This is a genomic window from Streptomyces sp. R44, assembly GCF_041053105.1.
Taxonomy (GTDB): Bacteria; Actinomycetota; Actinomycetes; order Streptomycetales; family Streptomycetaceae; genus Streptomyces.
On sequence record NZ_CP163444.1, the window covers coordinates 7,581,713 to 7,596,093 of the forward strand.

At 73.2% G+C, this 14,381-nt stretch carries 17 protein-coding genes; 8 read left to right on the top strand and 9 right to left on the bottom strand.

Features of this window, described 5'->3' with window-relative positions:
* The first annotated feature begins 14 nt into the window (after positions 1-14).
* Both AB5J54_RS35200 and AB5J54_RS35205 read left to right on the top strand, forming a co-directional pair.
* Positions 15-1,115, top strand: a complete 1,101-nt coding sequence (locus AB5J54_RS35200) for a hypothetical protein (RefSeq protein ID WP_369147979.1) — start codon at positions 15-17, stop codon at positions 1,113-1,115.
* A 40-nt stretch (positions 1,116-1,155) separates the two neighbouring features.
* Positions 1,156-1,644 carry a hypothetical protein gene (locus AB5J54_RS35205; protein WP_369147980.1) on the top strand — a complete coding sequence of 163 codons (489 nt, stop codon included), beginning with the start codon at positions 1,156-1,158 and terminating at the stop codon, positions 1,642-1,644.
* A gap of 97 nt (positions 1,645-1,741) precedes the next feature.
* On the opposite strand, the gene AB5J54_RS35210 is transcribed toward AB5J54_RS35205, so the two are convergent.
* Positions 1,742-1,957, bottom strand: coding sequence for a dodecin (locus AB5J54_RS35210; protein WP_369147981.1), 216 nt, complete (start codon positions 1,955-1,957; stop codon positions 1,742-1,744).
* Positions 1,958-2,235: 278 nt separating this feature from the next.
* Here AB5J54_RS35210 and AB5J54_RS35215 point away from each other — a divergent pair, with 278 nt between their 5' ends.
* The 3 genes from AB5J54_RS35215 to AB5J54_RS35225 all read left to right on the top strand — a co-directional run bounded on the left by AB5J54_RS35215 (position 2,236) and on the right by AB5J54_RS35225 (position 5,375).
* Positions 2,236-3,486, top strand: coding sequence for an extracellular solute-binding protein (locus AB5J54_RS35215; protein ID WP_369147982.1), 1,251 nt, complete (start codon positions 2,236-2,238; stop codon positions 3,484-3,486).
* A 138-nt stretch (positions 3,487-3,624) separates the two neighbouring features.
* The gene (locus AB5J54_RS35220; protein ID WP_369147984.1) at positions 3,625-4,479 is read left to right on the top strand and encodes a GNAT family N-acetyltransferase; all 855 of its coding nucleotides are present in this window, start codon (positions 3,625-3,627) and stop codon (positions 4,477-4,479) included.
* 14 nt (positions 4,480-4,493) lie between these two features.
* Positions 4,494-5,375, top strand: a complete 882-nt coding sequence (locus AB5J54_RS35225) for a lysophospholipid acyltransferase family protein (RefSeq protein ID WP_369149561.1) — start codon at positions 4,494-4,496, stop codon at positions 5,373-5,375.
* Here AB5J54_RS35225 and egtD read toward each other — a convergent pair.
* From egtD to egtA, 4 genes are read right to left on the bottom strand one after another with little or no spacing between them, the layout of a single operon-like run.
* The gene (egtD, locus tag AB5J54_RS35230) at positions 5,270-6,235 is read right to left on the bottom strand and encodes an L-histidine N(alpha)-methyltransferase (RefSeq protein ID WP_369147985.1); all 966 of its coding nucleotides are present in this window, start codon (positions 6,233-6,235) and stop codon (positions 5,270-5,272) included. The genes AB5J54_RS35225 and egtD overlap by 106 nt on opposite strands.
* Positions 6,232-6,984, bottom strand: coding sequence for an ergothioneine biosynthesis protein EgtC (egtC, locus tag AB5J54_RS35235; RefSeq protein ID WP_369147986.1), 753 nt, complete (start codon positions 6,982-6,984; stop codon positions 6,232-6,234). Before egtC ends, egtD begins: the two co-directional genes overlap by 4 nt.
* Positions 6,984-8,309 (bottom strand): ergothioneine biosynthesis protein EgtB, encoded by a 1,326-nt coding sequence (gene egtB / locus AB5J54_RS35240; RefSeq protein ID WP_369147987.1) that lies wholly within the window; start codon positions 8,307-8,309, stop codon positions 6,984-6,986. Before egtB ends, egtC begins: the two co-directional genes overlap by 1 nt.
* Positions 8,306-9,565: an ergothioneine biosynthesis glutamate--cysteine ligase EgtA gene (egtA, locus tag AB5J54_RS35245; RefSeq protein ID WP_369147988.1), complete on the bottom strand. Its 1,260-nt coding sequence runs from the start codon at positions 9,563-9,565 to the stop codon at positions 8,306-8,308. The genes egtB and egtA overlap by 4 nt, the downstream gene beginning before the upstream one ends.
* 180 nt (positions 9,566-9,745) lie before the next feature.
* Between egtA and AB5J54_RS35250 the strand changes: the two genes are divergently transcribed.
* Positions 9,746-10,576 (top strand): TIGR02452 family protein, encoded by an 831-nt coding sequence (locus AB5J54_RS35250; RefSeq protein ID WP_369147989.1) that lies wholly within the window; start codon positions 9,746-9,748, stop codon positions 10,574-10,576.
* Between the two features lie 9 nt (positions 10,577-10,585).
* On the opposite strand, the gene AB5J54_RS35255 is transcribed toward AB5J54_RS35250, so the two are convergent.
* The gene (locus AB5J54_RS35255) at positions 10,586-11,002 is read right to left on the bottom strand and encodes a type II toxin-antitoxin system PemK/MazF family toxin (protein ID WP_369147990.1); all 417 of its coding nucleotides are present in this window, start codon (positions 11,000-11,002) and stop codon (positions 10,586-10,588) included.
* Positions 11,003-11,142: 140 nt separating this feature from the next.
* On the opposite strand from AB5J54_RS35255, the gene AB5J54_RS35260 reads away from it, so the two are divergent.
* Positions 11,143-11,316, top strand: a complete 174-nt coding sequence (locus AB5J54_RS35260; RefSeq protein ID WP_167352222.1) for a hypothetical protein — start codon at positions 11,143-11,145, stop codon at positions 11,314-11,316.
* 273 nt (positions 11,317-11,589) lie between these two features.
* Positions 11,590-11,802 (top strand): hypothetical protein, encoded by a 213-nt coding sequence (locus AB5J54_RS35265; protein ID WP_369147991.1) that lies wholly within the window; start codon positions 11,590-11,592, stop codon positions 11,800-11,802.
* Between the two features lie 67 nt (positions 11,803-11,869).
* Here AB5J54_RS35265 and AB5J54_RS35270 read toward each other — a convergent pair whose 3' ends face one another.
* From AB5J54_RS35270 to AB5J54_RS35280, 3 genes are all read right to left on the bottom strand, one after another.
* Positions 11,870-13,282: a flotillin family protein gene (locus AB5J54_RS35270; protein ID WP_369147992.1), complete on the bottom strand. Its 1,413-nt coding sequence runs from the start codon at positions 13,280-13,282 to the stop codon at positions 11,870-11,872.
* 82 nt (positions 13,283-13,364) lie between these two features.
* Positions 13,365-13,595, bottom strand: coding sequence for a hypothetical protein (locus AB5J54_RS35275; protein WP_369147993.1), 231 nt, complete (start codon positions 13,593-13,595; stop codon positions 13,365-13,367).
* Between the two features lie 14 nt (positions 13,596-13,609).
* Positions 13,610-14,317 carry an alpha/beta fold hydrolase gene (locus AB5J54_RS35280; RefSeq protein WP_369147994.1) on the bottom strand — a complete coding sequence of 236 codons (708 nt, stop codon included), beginning with the start codon at positions 14,315-14,317 and terminating at the stop codon, positions 13,610-13,612.
* Between the last annotated feature and the right edge of the window lie 64 nt (positions 14,318-14,381).

Genomic DNA, 14,381 nt, shown 5'->3' on the forward strand with positions numbered 1-14,381 from the left:
GGGAGGATCCGCGCATGACCCGCACCACGCCCCCGCGCCCCGTCGACGTCGAAGCGGTGTTTCCCGCCCTCGCCCGGCACCGGCGCACGACGACGCGGCTGCACCCCCGGCAGGGCGCGGCGAAGCCGGAGGAGAGCTCGGTGGCGGGGCCGCTGCTGTGGCCCGCCGACGAGCCGTGGCCGGTGTGCACCGCCGTGCACGCGAAGGGCACGGGGCACCTCCTGTCCGACGTACGACTCCGCCGGCGCGTCCAGGACGAGGCCCGCGGGCGGGACTTCACGGACGAGGAGCGGCGGCTCCTCGACGGGATGACACGGGGGACGCACGCCCCGGAGCTCCGCGACGGGGACCCGCTGCCGATGCTGGCCGTCGCCCAGCTCTACGCCCGGGACGTACCGGACCTCGTCGGCCCCGAAGGGCACGATCTGCTCCAGGTGTTCTGGTGCCCCTTCGAGGTCCACGGCCCCGAGCGGACCATCGACGTGCGGCTGCGGTGGCGCCGCTCGGCCGACGTCGGGGCGGTCCTCGCCCCGCAGCCCGAACCGCCGGTCGCGGGGCGAGAGGAGTGCGTCCCCACCGCCTGCGTCGTCCACCCGGAGCAGGTCGTCGAGCACGAGTACCTCGGACTGCTCGCGGAGGAGCTCCAGGAGGAGATCGACGCGTGGGAGGAGAGCCTGTTCGATGCGTACGACGAGGACGACGCGTACGACGAGGACGACGCGTACGACTCCTCCGCGCCCGTGACCTATGCGACGTACGAGGAGTACGAGGCGGCCATGGCCGCCGCACGCGCGCGGGAACCCGAAGAGATCGACTACCGGAGCGACCTCTCCCTCGCCCCGGGCTGGAAGGTCGGCGGCTTCGCCTCCTGGCACCTGACCGACCCCCGGCCGGTGGACTGCCCCACGTGCGGGACGATGATGCCGCCGCTGCTCACCGTCGCCGCGGTGGAGTGCGACGGCGCCTCGCGGAGCTGGTTGCCGGCCGAGGACCGCGGGGTGGCGGACGACCCGCGCGTGATCGATCCGGTAGGCGTTCTCCTGGGCCGGGGCCTCATGCGTGTCCACACCTGCCCGGCCGACCCGGCCCACCCGCACCGGATCAGCTTCCAGTGACCCGACGGAGGATCCGGCCCGCGGCTCCTAGGCTGGGCGCGTGACTTCGGACAACAGGCCCCTGGCCGTCTTCGACCTCGACAACACCCTGGCCGCGACCGCGCACCGCCAGCACTACCTGGAGCGCAAGCCCAAGGACTGGGACGCCTTCTTCGCGGCGGCCCCGGAGGATCCGCCGCTGGACGAGGGGATCGCGCTGTGCCTGGAGGCGGCCGAGGAGTGCGAGGTCGTCTACCTCACGGGGCGGCCGGAGCGGTGCCGCCGGGCGACCCTGGAGTGGCTGGCCGAGCAGGGGCTCCCGGAGGGGGCCGTCCACATGCGGCGCAACCGCGACTTCCGGCCGGCCCGGGTGACCAAGGTGGAGATCCTGCGCCGCCTCGCCGCCGACCGCACGGTCAGGATGCTGGTCGACGACGACCTGGCGGTGTGCGACGCGGCGGAGGCGGCGGGTTTCCGTGTCGTACGGGCCCGCTGGGCGGAGCCCTCCGAGGCGCTGAGGGAGGCTCAGGAGAAGGAGGGCCGCACCTGACCGGCGGTACCCGGCGGACCGCGCTTGACCGGCCGTGTCCGACAGACCGCGCGGGTCGTCTCCGGCGGACCGCACACCTGCCGGCGCCCGGACCGGGTCAGGTCTCGTCCTCCAGGCGGAAGCCGACCTTCAGGCCGACCTGGTAGTGCTCGATCGCGCCGTCGACGAGGTGGCCGCGTACCTGCGTCACCTCGAACCAGTCGAGTCCCCGCAGGGTCTGGGAGGCGCGCTCGATTCCGTTGCGGATGGCCTGGTCGATGCCCTCGGTGGAGGTGCCGACGATCTCGGTGACTCGGTAGGTGTGATTCGACATGGGGGCCGAACTCCTCTCGGTGCGTTCCCTCCACGGTGCCCCAGGGCGCGTCGGCGCGCGACACGACGGGGCCGGGCGACCCACGAGTAACTACCGACGGTAAGGGAGCGGATCGTCCGTCAGGGTGTCCAGCGGGATCGTCAAGGACTTGACCATCCGGTTGGTCCAGACCAGAATCCAGGCCACATACCCGCGCGAACACCCCGTTCGGTCCCCCCATGCCGGGTCAGCCCCCATGCGCACGACCCTGTGCTGAACCTGAGCAGAAGGTGACCCACGTGAAGAATCGCCCTCTCGCCTGCCTCCTGGCCCCCGCCACCGCCCTCGCCCTCGCGGGCTGCGGGATGCTGCCGGGCGGCGACGGCGGGACGAAGACCGTGAACGTCTGGCTCATGCGGGACAGCGTCAGCGAGGACTTCCTCTCGCGCTTCACCGAGGCGTACGAGAAGGAGCACGCCGGGGTCGAGCTCGAATTCACCATCCAGGAGTGGACCGGCATCGGGAAGAAGGTCACCGAGGCGATCCAGGGCTCCGGCGGCCCCGACGTCATCGAGGTCGGCAACACGCAGGTCGCCCAGTACGCCGACACCGAGAAGCTCTTCGACCTCACCCTCGAGTCGGTCCGCGACCTCGGCAGCGAGGACTGGCTGCCGGGTCTCGCCGAGCCCGGCAGCATCGGCGGAGCCCAGTACGGCATCCCCTGGTACGCGGCCAACCGCATCGTCATCTACAACAAGGAGCTGTTCGAGGAAGCCGGCCTCGACAAGCCGCCGGCCACCCGCGCAGAATGGCTCGACGACACCGAGAAGCTCGACAAGAACGGCTCGCAGGGCATCTACCTCGCAGGACAGGACTGGTACACCCTCGCCGGCTTCATCTGGGACGAGGGCGGCGAACTCGCCGTCGACAAGGGCGGCCAGTGGACCGGCGCGCTCGACAGCCCGGCCGCCCAGCGCGGCATGGCCTTCTACAAGGAGCTCCAGGCCCTCGGCTCCGGCCCGAAGAACGCCGACGAGCAGACCCCGCCGCAGGCCGACGTCTTCGCCAAGGGCCACGTCGCCCAGCTCATCGCCACGCCCAGCGCCGTCGCCGCCATCCTCAAGGCCAACCCGGACCTCAAGGACAAGCTCGGCTACTTCCCGATACCCGGCAAGCAGGCCGGCCGGCCCTGTGCCGTCTTCACCGGCGGCTCCGACCTGATCATCCCGGAGAACGCGCCCCAGCGCGGCGCGGCCCTCGACGTCGTCAAGGCGCTCGCCGGCGAGAAGTGGCAGACCGAACTCGCCCGCGCCATGGGCTACGTGCCCAACAAGAAGGGACTCGCGTCCGTCGTCGCCGGCCAGGAGGCCACCGCCGTCATGGCGACGGGCGCCGCACGCGGCCGGGCCACCCCCAACTCCCCGCAGTGGGCGGACGTCGAGGCCGACAACCCCATCAAGCCGTACATGACGGCCGTCCTCCAGGGCGAGGACCCCGTGAAGGCGGCGAAGGACGCCTCGACCGCGATCACGGACACCCTCGCCGAATAGCATTCAGCCTTCGCACACCCGCGAGCCCCCGGACGGTCATGTCGAATCCAGCCGGCGACGGAAGAAGTAAGGGGCCGGGCCACCGCTCACGCGGCCCGGCGCCGCCCCTTCCCCTTCCGTCCGCCGGAGGCGCCCGCCATGTCCGCACCGACGCACACGCTCGCCGTTCCCGCGCAGCCCCAGGCCGCCCTTCCCGCACAGGCCGCCGTTCCCGCACAGGCCGCCGTTCTCGCACAGCCCCAGGGCCCGGCCGAGCCGTCCACGCCCCGGTACGTCGTCGGTCTCGCCCGGGACCAGGAGGACGTACGGGCCGCCCAGCGGCTGCGCCACCAGGTCTTCGCCGGCGAGATGGGCGCCCTGCTCGACGGGCCCGAGCCCGGCCTCGACGGCGACGCCTTCGACGCGTACTGCGACCACCTCCTGGTACGGGAGGAGAGCACCGGCGAGATCGTCGGCACCTACCGGATCCTGCCGCCCGACCGGGCCGCCGTCGCCGGACGCCTCTACTCCGAGAGCGAGTTCGACCTCACCCGGCTCGCCCCCGTCCGCCACGACCTGGTGGAGGTCGGCCGCTCCTGCGTGCACCCCGCCCACCGCAACGGCGCCGTGATCGCCCTCATCTGGGCCGGCCTCGCCCGCTACATGACCCGCACCGGCCACAACTGGCTCGCCGGCTGCTGTTCGATCCCGCTCGCCGACGGCGGCACCCTCGCCGCCGCCACCTGGGACACCGTCAAGGCCAAGCACCTGGCCCCCGAGGAGTACTGGGTCACCCCGCACAAGCTGTGGAGCCCCGACGGCATCACCCGCCCCGAGGGCCGCACCGAGCTCCCGCCGCTGCTCCGCGGCTATCTGCGGCTCGGTGCCTGGGTCTGCGGCGCCCCCGCGCACGACCCCGACTTCGGCACCGCCGACCTCTACGTCCTCCTCTCGCTGCGCCGCACCAACCCGCGCTACCTCAACCACTTCCTCTCGCTCGCCCCGGCACGGTGAACGGGTCCACGGCCCTGTCGCCGTGGCTCCCCACGGCGCCCTGCACCCCGGGGCACTGCGCCGCCCACCCCTCCGGCGGCCGTGACCACCCGACGGAACGCGCCGGTGCCGTCCTCGCCGTCGCCCGCCTGACCGCGGGCATCGGGGCGGTCCTCCTCGGCGTCCTGCTCGCCCCGGCCGCCGGGCTGCTCCCGGCGCCCGCCCGGCTCGCCCTCGTCCGGAGCTGGCTGCGGGCGGTGGTCCGGGCCTTCGGCGTGCGCGTGCGGTACGAGGGGTCGGCCGCCGGGGCCGACGGGCCGCTGCTCGTCGTCGCCAACCACGTCTCCTGGCTGGACATCCCTCTCGTCGCCGCCGTGCTGCCCGGCCGGATGGTGGCCAAGGCGGAGGTCCGCCGCTGGCCCGTCCTCGGCACGCTCGCCGCGCTCGGCGGCACCCTCTTCATCGACCGCGACCGGCTCAGGGCCCTGCCCGGAACCGTCCGGGCGATGACCGGGGTGCTCGCCGGCGGGGGCCGGGTGGTCGTCTTCCCCGAGGGGTCGACCTGGTGCGGGCGTGCGCGGGGGCGCTTCCGCCCGGCCGCCTTCCAGGCAGCGCTGGACAGTGGTTGCGCCGTGCTGCCGGTCCGGATCGACTACCGGCCCACGGACGCCGCGGCGTACGTCGCGGACGATCCGCTGGGCGCGTCCTTGTGGCGGGTCGTCAGCACGCGGCGCATCGTCGCCGATATTCGAATACTGGATCCGATATCCAGTATTCAGTATCCGGACCGCCGTGCCCTGGCCGCCGCGGCTCAGCGGGCCGTCGCCAGGGACAGCGCGAACCTGCCCTCGCCGTCCGTCCACCAGCGGGCCAGCTCCAGGTCCGCGGCCTCCAGCTCCTTCCGTACCCCGGCCTGACGGAACTTCGCCGACACCTCGGTCCGCATCTCCTCGCCCGCCGCGAACGGCACCACGAGATCCAGCTCGGGGATCTTCACGGTCAGCGCGCGGCGGGCGCGCAGCCGCATCTCGATCCACTCCTGCTCGGCGTCCCATACCGCCACGTGGTCGAAGGCGGCCGGATCGGCGTCCGCGCCCAGCTCCCGGTCGATCACGGACAGCACGTTCTTGTTGAACTCGGCCGTCACCCCGGCCGCGTCGTCGTACGCCGCCACGAGCGTGGCCTCGTCCTTCACCAGGTCCGTGCCGAGCAGCAGCGCGTCGCCCGGCGCGAGCATGGCGCGGACCGAACGCAGGAAGGTCCGCCGCTCGGCGGGGAGCAGATTGCCGATCGTGCCCCCGAGGAAGGCCATCAGACGCGGGCCCGGCGTCCCCGGCAGCGCGAGGCCGCGGGTGAAGTCGGCGACGAGCGCGTGCACCCACAGGTCGGGCCGGTCCGCGAGCAGCGACTCGGCCGCACCGACGAGCGCGGACTCGCTCACGTCCACCGGCACGTACGCTTCAAGCCCCGGAAGGAGCGCGTCGATCAGGAACCGCGTCTTCTCGGAGGAACCGGAACCGAGCTCCACCAGCGTCCGCGCCCCGGTCGCGGCGGCGATCTCCGGCGCCCGCGCGACCAGGATCTCCCGCTCCGCGCGCGTCGGATAGTACTCGGGCAGCCGGGTGATCTCCTCGAAGAGCTCGCTGCCCCGGGCGTCGTAGAACCACTTGGGCGGCAGCTCCTTGGGGGAGCGGGTCAGACCGTGGAGGACGTCGGCGCGCAGATCGGCGTCGGCGGCGTCCACGGCGAGGGTACGGGTCAGCTGGAACGGGCTCACGCGGACGGCTCCTTGAGCGGGGTGAGGGTGACATCGGCGCGGTCGGCGGTGACGAGCGTCCGCTCGGGCACCTCCCGCCAGCGCGGATCGTCGTCGTACGGTTCGGAGGCCACGACCACCCGGTCGGGGCCCGACAGGTACCAGAGGCTGTTCCGCCAGGCGGTCGCGGCGATCCGCTCGCCATCGGTGAGCAGCAGGTTCAGCCGGGAACCGGGGGCCGCCGCCGCGACCTCCCGGACGGTGTCGGCAAGGGCCGCCCCCGGCTCGTCCCCGGCCCGCAGCCGGTGCAGGACGAGCGCCCACAGCAGCGCCGAGTCGGAGCGCGCCTCCAGACGCAGCAGCTCCTCGGCCGGCAGCGCGCCGGCGAGCGCCGTGAGGGAGTCCGGCCAGCCCCCGACCGCGCCGTTGTGGCTGAACAGCCACGGTCCTGACGTGAACGGCGCCGCCGCTGCCTCCCCGTCGGCGCCGGGGAGCGTGGCCCCCCGGACCGCCCCGAGGAACGCCCCGGAGCGCACCACCCGGGCGAGGTCCGCGAAGGACAGGTCGCCCCAGATCGGGCCGGCCCGCCGGTACCGCGCCGGCACCGGGTCCCCCTCGGCGTACCAGCCGACGCCGAAACCGTCGGCGTTCACGACGCCGCTGTCCTGCGTACGGGGCTCCCATGACTGGCGCAGCAGGGCGTGCGGCGGCCGGACCAACAGCTCTCCCAGCGCCACCGGCCCGCCCACGTACGCGACATGACGGCACATCAGTCGAGCTCCGCGGTCCGCGCCGTCCGGAAGCCGGAGAAGATCTGACGCCGCACCGGCAGGTCCCAGTTGCGGAACGTGCCCCGGCAGGCGACCGGGTCCACCGCGAACGAACCGCCCCGCAGCACCTTGTACTCCCGCCCGAAGAACACCTCCGAGTACTCCTTGTACGGGAAGGCCGTGAACCCCGGGTACGCCAGGAAGTCGCTCGCCGTCCACTCCCACACGTCGCCGATCAGCTGCCGTACGCCGAGGGGCGAGGCGCCCGCCGGGTAGCTGCCCGCCGGGGCGGGCCGCAGGTGCCGCTGCCCGAGGTTCGCGTGCTCCGGGCCCGGATCGGCGTCGCCCCACGGGTAGCGGCGGGAGCGCCCGGAGACCGGGTCGTGGCGGGCCGCCTTCTCCCACTCCGCCTCGGTCGGGAGCCGGCGCCCGGCCCAGCGGGCGTAGGCGTCCGCCTCGTACCAGCTGACGTGCAGGACCGGCTCCTCCTCGGGGACCGGCTCCGTCACCCCGAACCGCCGGCGCAGCCACTGTCCGCCGTCCTTGCGCCAGAACAGCGGGGCCCCGATGCCGTGCTCGCGGATCTGCGCCCAGCCCTCCGTCCGCCACCAGCGGCGGTCGGTGTAGCCGCCGTCGGCGATGAAGGCGAGGTAGGAGCCGTTGGTGACGGGTGTCGTGTCGATGTGGAAGGCGGGGACGACCCGGGCGTGCGCGGGACGTTCGTTGTCCAGGGCCCACGGCTCGTCCGAGGTTCCCATGGTGAACGGGCCGCCGGGGACGAGGACTTCGGTGGGCAGCGGACCGGACCGCAGCACCGGCGGCGGGGGAGCGGTCAGGGCCGTGGGACCCTTCCGCAGCTGATGGGTGATCAGCATCGTCTCGTCGTGCTGCTGTTCGTGCTGGGCGATCATGCCGAAGGCGAAGCCCGCGTCGAGCAGCGGCCGCCCCTCCAGCGGGGTCCGTTCGAGCACGTCCAGGACCCGGAGCCGGACGTCCGCCACGTAGCCGCGGGCCTCGACCGGCGAGAGCAGCGGCAGCGAGGGACGGGACGCGCGCGGGTGCTGGAAGGCGTCGTACAGCGAGTCGATCTCGGGCCGCAGCGCCTCGCGCCCCGCGACGGCCCGCCACAGCCACTGCTCCTCCTGGTTGCCGATGTGCGCCAGGTCCCAGACCAGCGGGGACATCAACGGCGAGTGCTGCGCGGTGAGTTCGCCGTCCTCCACGCAGGAGGTGAGGGACGCGGTGCGCTCGCGCGCGGTGGTGAGGGCGTCGAGGGCCCGCCGCCGCAAGGCCTCCGCGTCTGCCCCGGTCTCGGTCGCGGTCATGACGTCACCACCTGGAGGTTGTCGGCCGGGCAGCTCCCGGGGATCACATGCCGCTTGTGGAAGGCCGCGACCGCCTGCCGCACCTCCTCGCTCGCCCCGATCCGGGGCAGCGCGTCGAGCGCGGCGGAGAACACCGCACGGGCGGCGGCGTGCAGCTCGGGATCGGCGAGACCGTCACGCGCGGCCGCCAGCCAGAGCGGATTGCGCGGGGCCGGTCCTGAGCCCGCCTGCTCGGCGAGCGGCTTCACCGCCCGGTATACGGCCTCCGCCGCCTCCGGGTCGTCGAACACGGCCGTCGTCACCGCCACCGGCACCATCCAGCCGTCCGGGCCCGGCTGCGCGTCCACCATCCGCAGCTCCAGATGACCGCGCGGCCGCACCGGCGGGAACAGGGTCGTCATGTGATAGCGCAGATCGTCGGCGTCGGCCGGACGGGGGAGGCCCGTCCGCAGCCACTCCCGGAACGTCAGCCCCTCCGGCACCGCCCACGGGCCCTCCTCGGCCCGGACGCACATCACCGGCGTGTCCAGGACGTGCGCCGCCCACTCCGCGCGCGGCTCCCCGTCCGGTGACGGCGCCAGGGCCCGCCGCGGGTCGAGATCCGCCCACAGCGCCTGCCGCGTCGAGCGCCAGCCGGTGCGGCGACCACCGTGCACCGGGGAGTTGGCGAAGGCGGCCACCAGCACCGCGCCGAGCAGATGGGCGAGCTGCCAGCGGCGGTGGTAGCCGAGCGGCCCCGGCTCCTCGAGGCCGGCGTCGAGGCAGATCTGCACCGAGGCCGAGTCGCACATCATCGCCCGCCCGGCAGGACCGGTCCGGCCGAGCACGGTCTCCATCGCGTCGTACCGCGGCTCGTGGAGCACCCGGTCACGCGGTGCGTGCCAGGGGTCCACCCCGTATCCGCTGAGGGTCAGGCCGAGCGGCCCGAGCGCCGCCCGCACCGCGCCCAGGTCGGCGGCGAGCGAGTCGAGGCACTCCATGAGGGAGCCGGCCGGGCGCGAGCTGAGCTCCAGCTGCCCGCCGGGTTCGAACGTGAGGGCCGACACCAGGGGCAGGGCCCGTACGGTGTCCAGCGCGGCCGCGAGCCTCGGCGGCCGTACGGGAAGACGGGGGTCCCGCAGCTCGTGCACGAGCCACTCCAGCTCCACCCCCACCGTGCGGGGCGGACCGGTCTTGAAGCAGATACATCGCAGCAGGTCCTCCGCCTCCGCCTCGGTGAGAGGGGGGCCGCCACGCGGTATGCCGCTCGGCGACATCCGTGCACCTCCTGGTCCTCGGGTCGAGCTGCTGCTTCCACCTAAAGCCACCACCGGGCGGCGTGCAAGAGCGCCCCGGGAGGCACGCATGCGCCCCCTGTGCCCCCGCTTGTCCAGAATCCCCCGCAGCCCCGGAAAACCCGTTGTTCCCACCAGGATGAAACGATCATGCTGGGAGTTATGAGTGCACGACTGCGCGAGATCGCGCGGCGGACCGAGGAGATCGTCGCGGCGGGCCACTACCGCGCCCCCGACGGCCGTACGGTCTCCCTGACCGAAGACCTGGCCGCGGCCCTGGCCGGAACCCGGCTCCACGGCCCCGAACCCGTCCCGGTCACCCCCGACACCGACCGGACGCCCACCCTCACCGTCACCCCCGAAAGCAGCCTCGCGGCCGCCCGCCGCATGTGGCGCGCCGACCCGGGGAACCCCGTCGCCGTCCTGAACTTCGCCTCGGCCCGCAACCCGGGCGGCGGCTACCTCAACGGCGCCCAGGCCCAGGAGGAGGCCCTCTGCCGGGCCTCCGCCCTCCACGCCACCCTGCTGCGCGCCCCCGACTACTACGCCCACCACCGCGCCGAGCGGGACGCCTTCTACACCGACCGGGTCATCCACTCGCCCCGGGTCCCGGTCTTCCGCGACGACCGCGGCGCCCTGCTCCCGGAGCCCTTCGCGGTCGGCTTCCTCACCGCGCCCGCACCCAACGCGGGCGTCGTGCGCCGTCAGACCCCCCGGCTCGCCGGCCGCGTACCGGCCGTCCTCGCCTCCCGCGCCGAACGCGTCCTGGAGACGGCCGCCGCGGCCGGCTACCGACGGCTCGTCCTCGGCGCCTGGGGCTGCGGCGTCTTCCAGAACGACCCGGCCGAGGTCGCGGCCACCTTCCAGACCCTCCTCACCGGCGAGGGCCGTTTCGCCGGCCACTTCGAGGAGATCACCTTCGCCGTCCTGGACCGCGCGTCCGGCACCCCGACACTGGCCGCTTTCCAGCGGGTCCTGGGCGCGAGCGCCTGACCGGCAGGGTCAGGACCAGCCGTACCGCTCCACGAGCCGCCCGACCACCCGGTCGAACCGCGGACGGTCCAGAGCGCAGGCCTCGCGCCGCATCCCCGTCTCGGACACCCGGAGCACCCGGTCCAGATCCACCCAGGACTCGCGCCGCTCGCGGTCCCAGCACCCCGTCCCGATCGCCACCCACTCCCGGTCGTGGTCGTGGCGCTTGCTGGACAGCTGGACCGCCAGCAGGGTGCCGGAATCCTCCCGCGCGACCACGAGCACCGGCCGGTCCTTGCCCCTGCCGTCGTTCTCCTCGAACGGCACCCAGGTCCAGACGATCTCCCCGGGGTCGGGCGCGCCGTCACGGTCCGGCGCGTAGGAGGTGCGGACGGGCCCGATCAGATGCGGATCGGCCTCGGTCGTGGAGTGCGGATACGTCGTCATGGGGGTCACCGTAGGGCCTGTCGGGTCCGGCCCGGGGGCCGGATCCGTACGCTCCCCGTCTGACATGCGGGTTTCGTACCCCCGTGCCAGGCTGAGGGCATACGGACCATCGTCCGACACCCGTCACGGGAGGCACGATCGTGGGCAAGAAACAGACCCGGACGAACCGGGGAGCCCGTACCGGCGGCCATGAGCACCGCACCGAGGCGGCCGCGAAGGAGAAGAGCGCGCCGACCCCCACGAGAGACGTGGCACCGACATCCCTCGTCGAGCACGCGTCCCACCGCAAGGAGCGCAAGTTCGGCCACAACTGACCGGACGGCCGCAAGAACGGCCTCTGAGCTGCTGATTCGATGATCGGCAGCTACGGCGGGGCACATTCAGGGCACATCCTGGATGGCCTCGCCGCAAGGCGGGCGGCGCGGCCGTCCGACAGTGGGACTGTCACGGCGGCGACAACCGGTACTTCTCCATCTATGTCCCGTAACTCCAGGGCGGGGGACGACAGTCACAGCCAGGCGCCGGTCGACCCCGCTCTGTGGGCGTAAGCCTCGTGCCCTGTCGCGGTTCGCGTCGTTGAGCTCGGCATGACGATCTTCCACCGCCGTGTCCTCGCCTCCGCCGCCGTCGCCGTCACCGCCGTCCTGGCCTCCGCCGGGGCGGCGTCGGCCGACAGCGTCGGCAACAACCTTCCCGGGCTCGGACTCCTGTCCCAGAGCTTCGGAAACGGCGACCAGCAGAGCGAAGCCGCGGACCATCTGCCCACCCACAACGCCCTCAACAACGTCACCCTCCCCTGACCGAAGCCGCGGTCATACGAACGGGCCCGGTGCCGTTCCCGGCACCGGGCCCGTTCGTCGCGTCCCCCTACTTCTCGTCGCCGACAGGGATCTCCACCGACTCCTCCGTGCGCGCCGCCGGCAGCACCGCCCCGCCCAGCTTCTCCTGGGTCGCCGGGCTCATCGTCGCGAGGAGCTGGCGGGCCAGGCCGAGGCCCGTCCCGCCCATGGTGAGGGCCTTGGCGAAGACGTCCGCCATGCCGTCGGCGCCGTTGAGCAGCACCATCTGGTCGACGTTCCCGAAGGCGGAGGCGCCCGCGGAGACGATCTCCGGCCACTTCTCCGCCAGCTGCTGGGCGACCACGGCCTCCTGGTTCTCCGCGAGCGCCGCCGCCCGTGCCTTGATCGCCTCGGCCTCCGCCAGACCCTTCGCCCGCGTCGCCTCGGCGACCGCCAGACCCTTGGCGTGCTGCGCGGCGGCCTCCGCCTCACCGGTCAGGCGGGTCGCGGTCGCCTTGGCCGCGCTCGCCAGCTCCGTCTCCTTCGCCTCGGCCTCGGCGGCCGAGATCCGGGCGTCACGCTCGGCCGCGGCCAGCGTCCGGGTCTCGTACGCCATGGCGTCGGCCGGCTTGCGGACCTCCGCCTGGAGCTGCTGCTCCTTGCGGTGGCCCTCCAGCTCGGCGACCCGGGTCTCCTGGACGACGACCTCCTGCCGCGAGGCGGCGTCGGCCAGCGGGCCGGCCTGCCGGGCCCGGGCGGAGGCCTGGTCCCGCTCGGCCTGGTAGCCCGCCTGCAGGATCTCGCTGTCGCGGGTCGCCTCCGACATGCGCGCCGCGGCCTGCTGCTCGGCCTCGGTCGCCCGCCGGTTCGCCTCCGCCTGCGCGATCCGCGCGTCCCGCTGGACGGCGGCCGCGTGCGGTGCGGCCAGGTTCTTGATGTACCCGGTCGGGTCCTCGATCTCGTGGATCTGCAGCGAGTCGACGATCAGCCCGAGCTTCTCCATCTCCGTGCCACAGGCCGACCGCGCCTGCCCGGTCAGCTTCTCCCGGTCACGGATCATGTCCTCGACCGTCAACCCGCCGACGATGGCGCGGAGATGACCGGCGAAGACGATGTGCACCCGCTCCGACATCAGCTTCTGCTGGTCGAGGAAGCGGCGGGCCGCGTTGGCGATCGACACGAAGTCGTCACCCACCTTGAAGATCACCACACCGCGCACCTTCAGCGGAATGCCCTGGTGCGTCACGCACTCCACCGACAGCTGTGTCTCGTTGAGGTCCAGCGACAGCTTCCGCACCGCCTGGACGCCGGGGAGCACGAGGGTCCCGCGACCGGTGACGATGCGGAACCCCATGCCGTCGCCGAGAGCCTCGTTCTTGTGGTTGGAACCGGAGATGATCAGCGCCTCGTTGGGTTCCGCGACGCGCCACATCATTTTGAACACACCGATCAGAACGGCGAGAGCGCCGACGACGACTCCCGCCAGAATGCCGATGCCCATGGACAAGGTCCCCCTTCACCGGAGCCGTGCGGATCCGGTGAAGGGAGTGTGCGCCTGTGGCGGGCGCAGCTCAACGGTTCGGTCAACTGTCGTACGCGGCTGTGACATAGACGGTGCGTGGAGGGAGATGTTCCATGACCATCACGACCGTGCCGACCTCGATCCGCTCCTTCGGCGCGGCGGGGTACGCGAGGAAGTGCTCGGCCCCGCCGCGGATCCGGACGATCACCTCGCCGACGAGGCCGGGGCCGACGGTGCCGGTCACCCGGCCGAGCAGTCCCACCATCGAGCTGTGCATCGACGCGTCGTCCATGCCTGAACGGTACGTCAGATCCAGCCGTCCAGGGCGGACATGAACCCGTCGAACTCGTCCCGGTGGACGGTGTGCCCCGCCCCCTTCACGGTACGGAGTTCGAATCCGCGCTCCGCCAGCATCCGGGCGTGCTCCGGCCGGACCAGAGTGCTCGGATCGGCGAGGGTGACGAGGGAGGGCACCACGGGCCGGACCGGCCAGAGGTCGGCTCCCACGAACGGCGTGAGGCCGTGGGCCGTCCGCTCGTCCCAGTCCCGTACCGACGCCATCTCGACGTCCACGTCCTCGTCCGGCCAGTGCGGGTTGAAGCCCCTGATCTGCTCCCGGGTCATCGACTTGCCCCGGACGAACAGCTCGGCCCGGTAGCCGCAGGGGCCGGCCGCCAGGTGCCAGGCGGGGTCGGAGTACACCGCTCGGGCGGGCGCGAGGCGCTCCACCGCCTGGGCGAGGACGAGTCCGCCGAGCGAGTGGCCGATCGCCAACTCGGCGCCGGAGGAAAGGGTTTCGATCAGGTCGTCGGCGTGGTCCTCCGGGCGGTACGCCTCCGGGCCCGCGGCCCGTTCGCTCGCCCCGTGCCCCCGCAGGTCGACGGCGATCACCCGATAGCCGCGCTCGGCGAGCGCCGGGCCGACCCGGCGCCAGGTGCGGTGGTCGGCCATGATCCCGTGGACGAGCAGCGCCGTCCGGTCACCGGATCCCCAAGTGGTGGTGTGCAGGCGCACGGTGCCGCCTTTCCTGCGGTGCGCGGCGGGCGCCGACCGGGGGGTCGGCGCACGCCGTGGGACG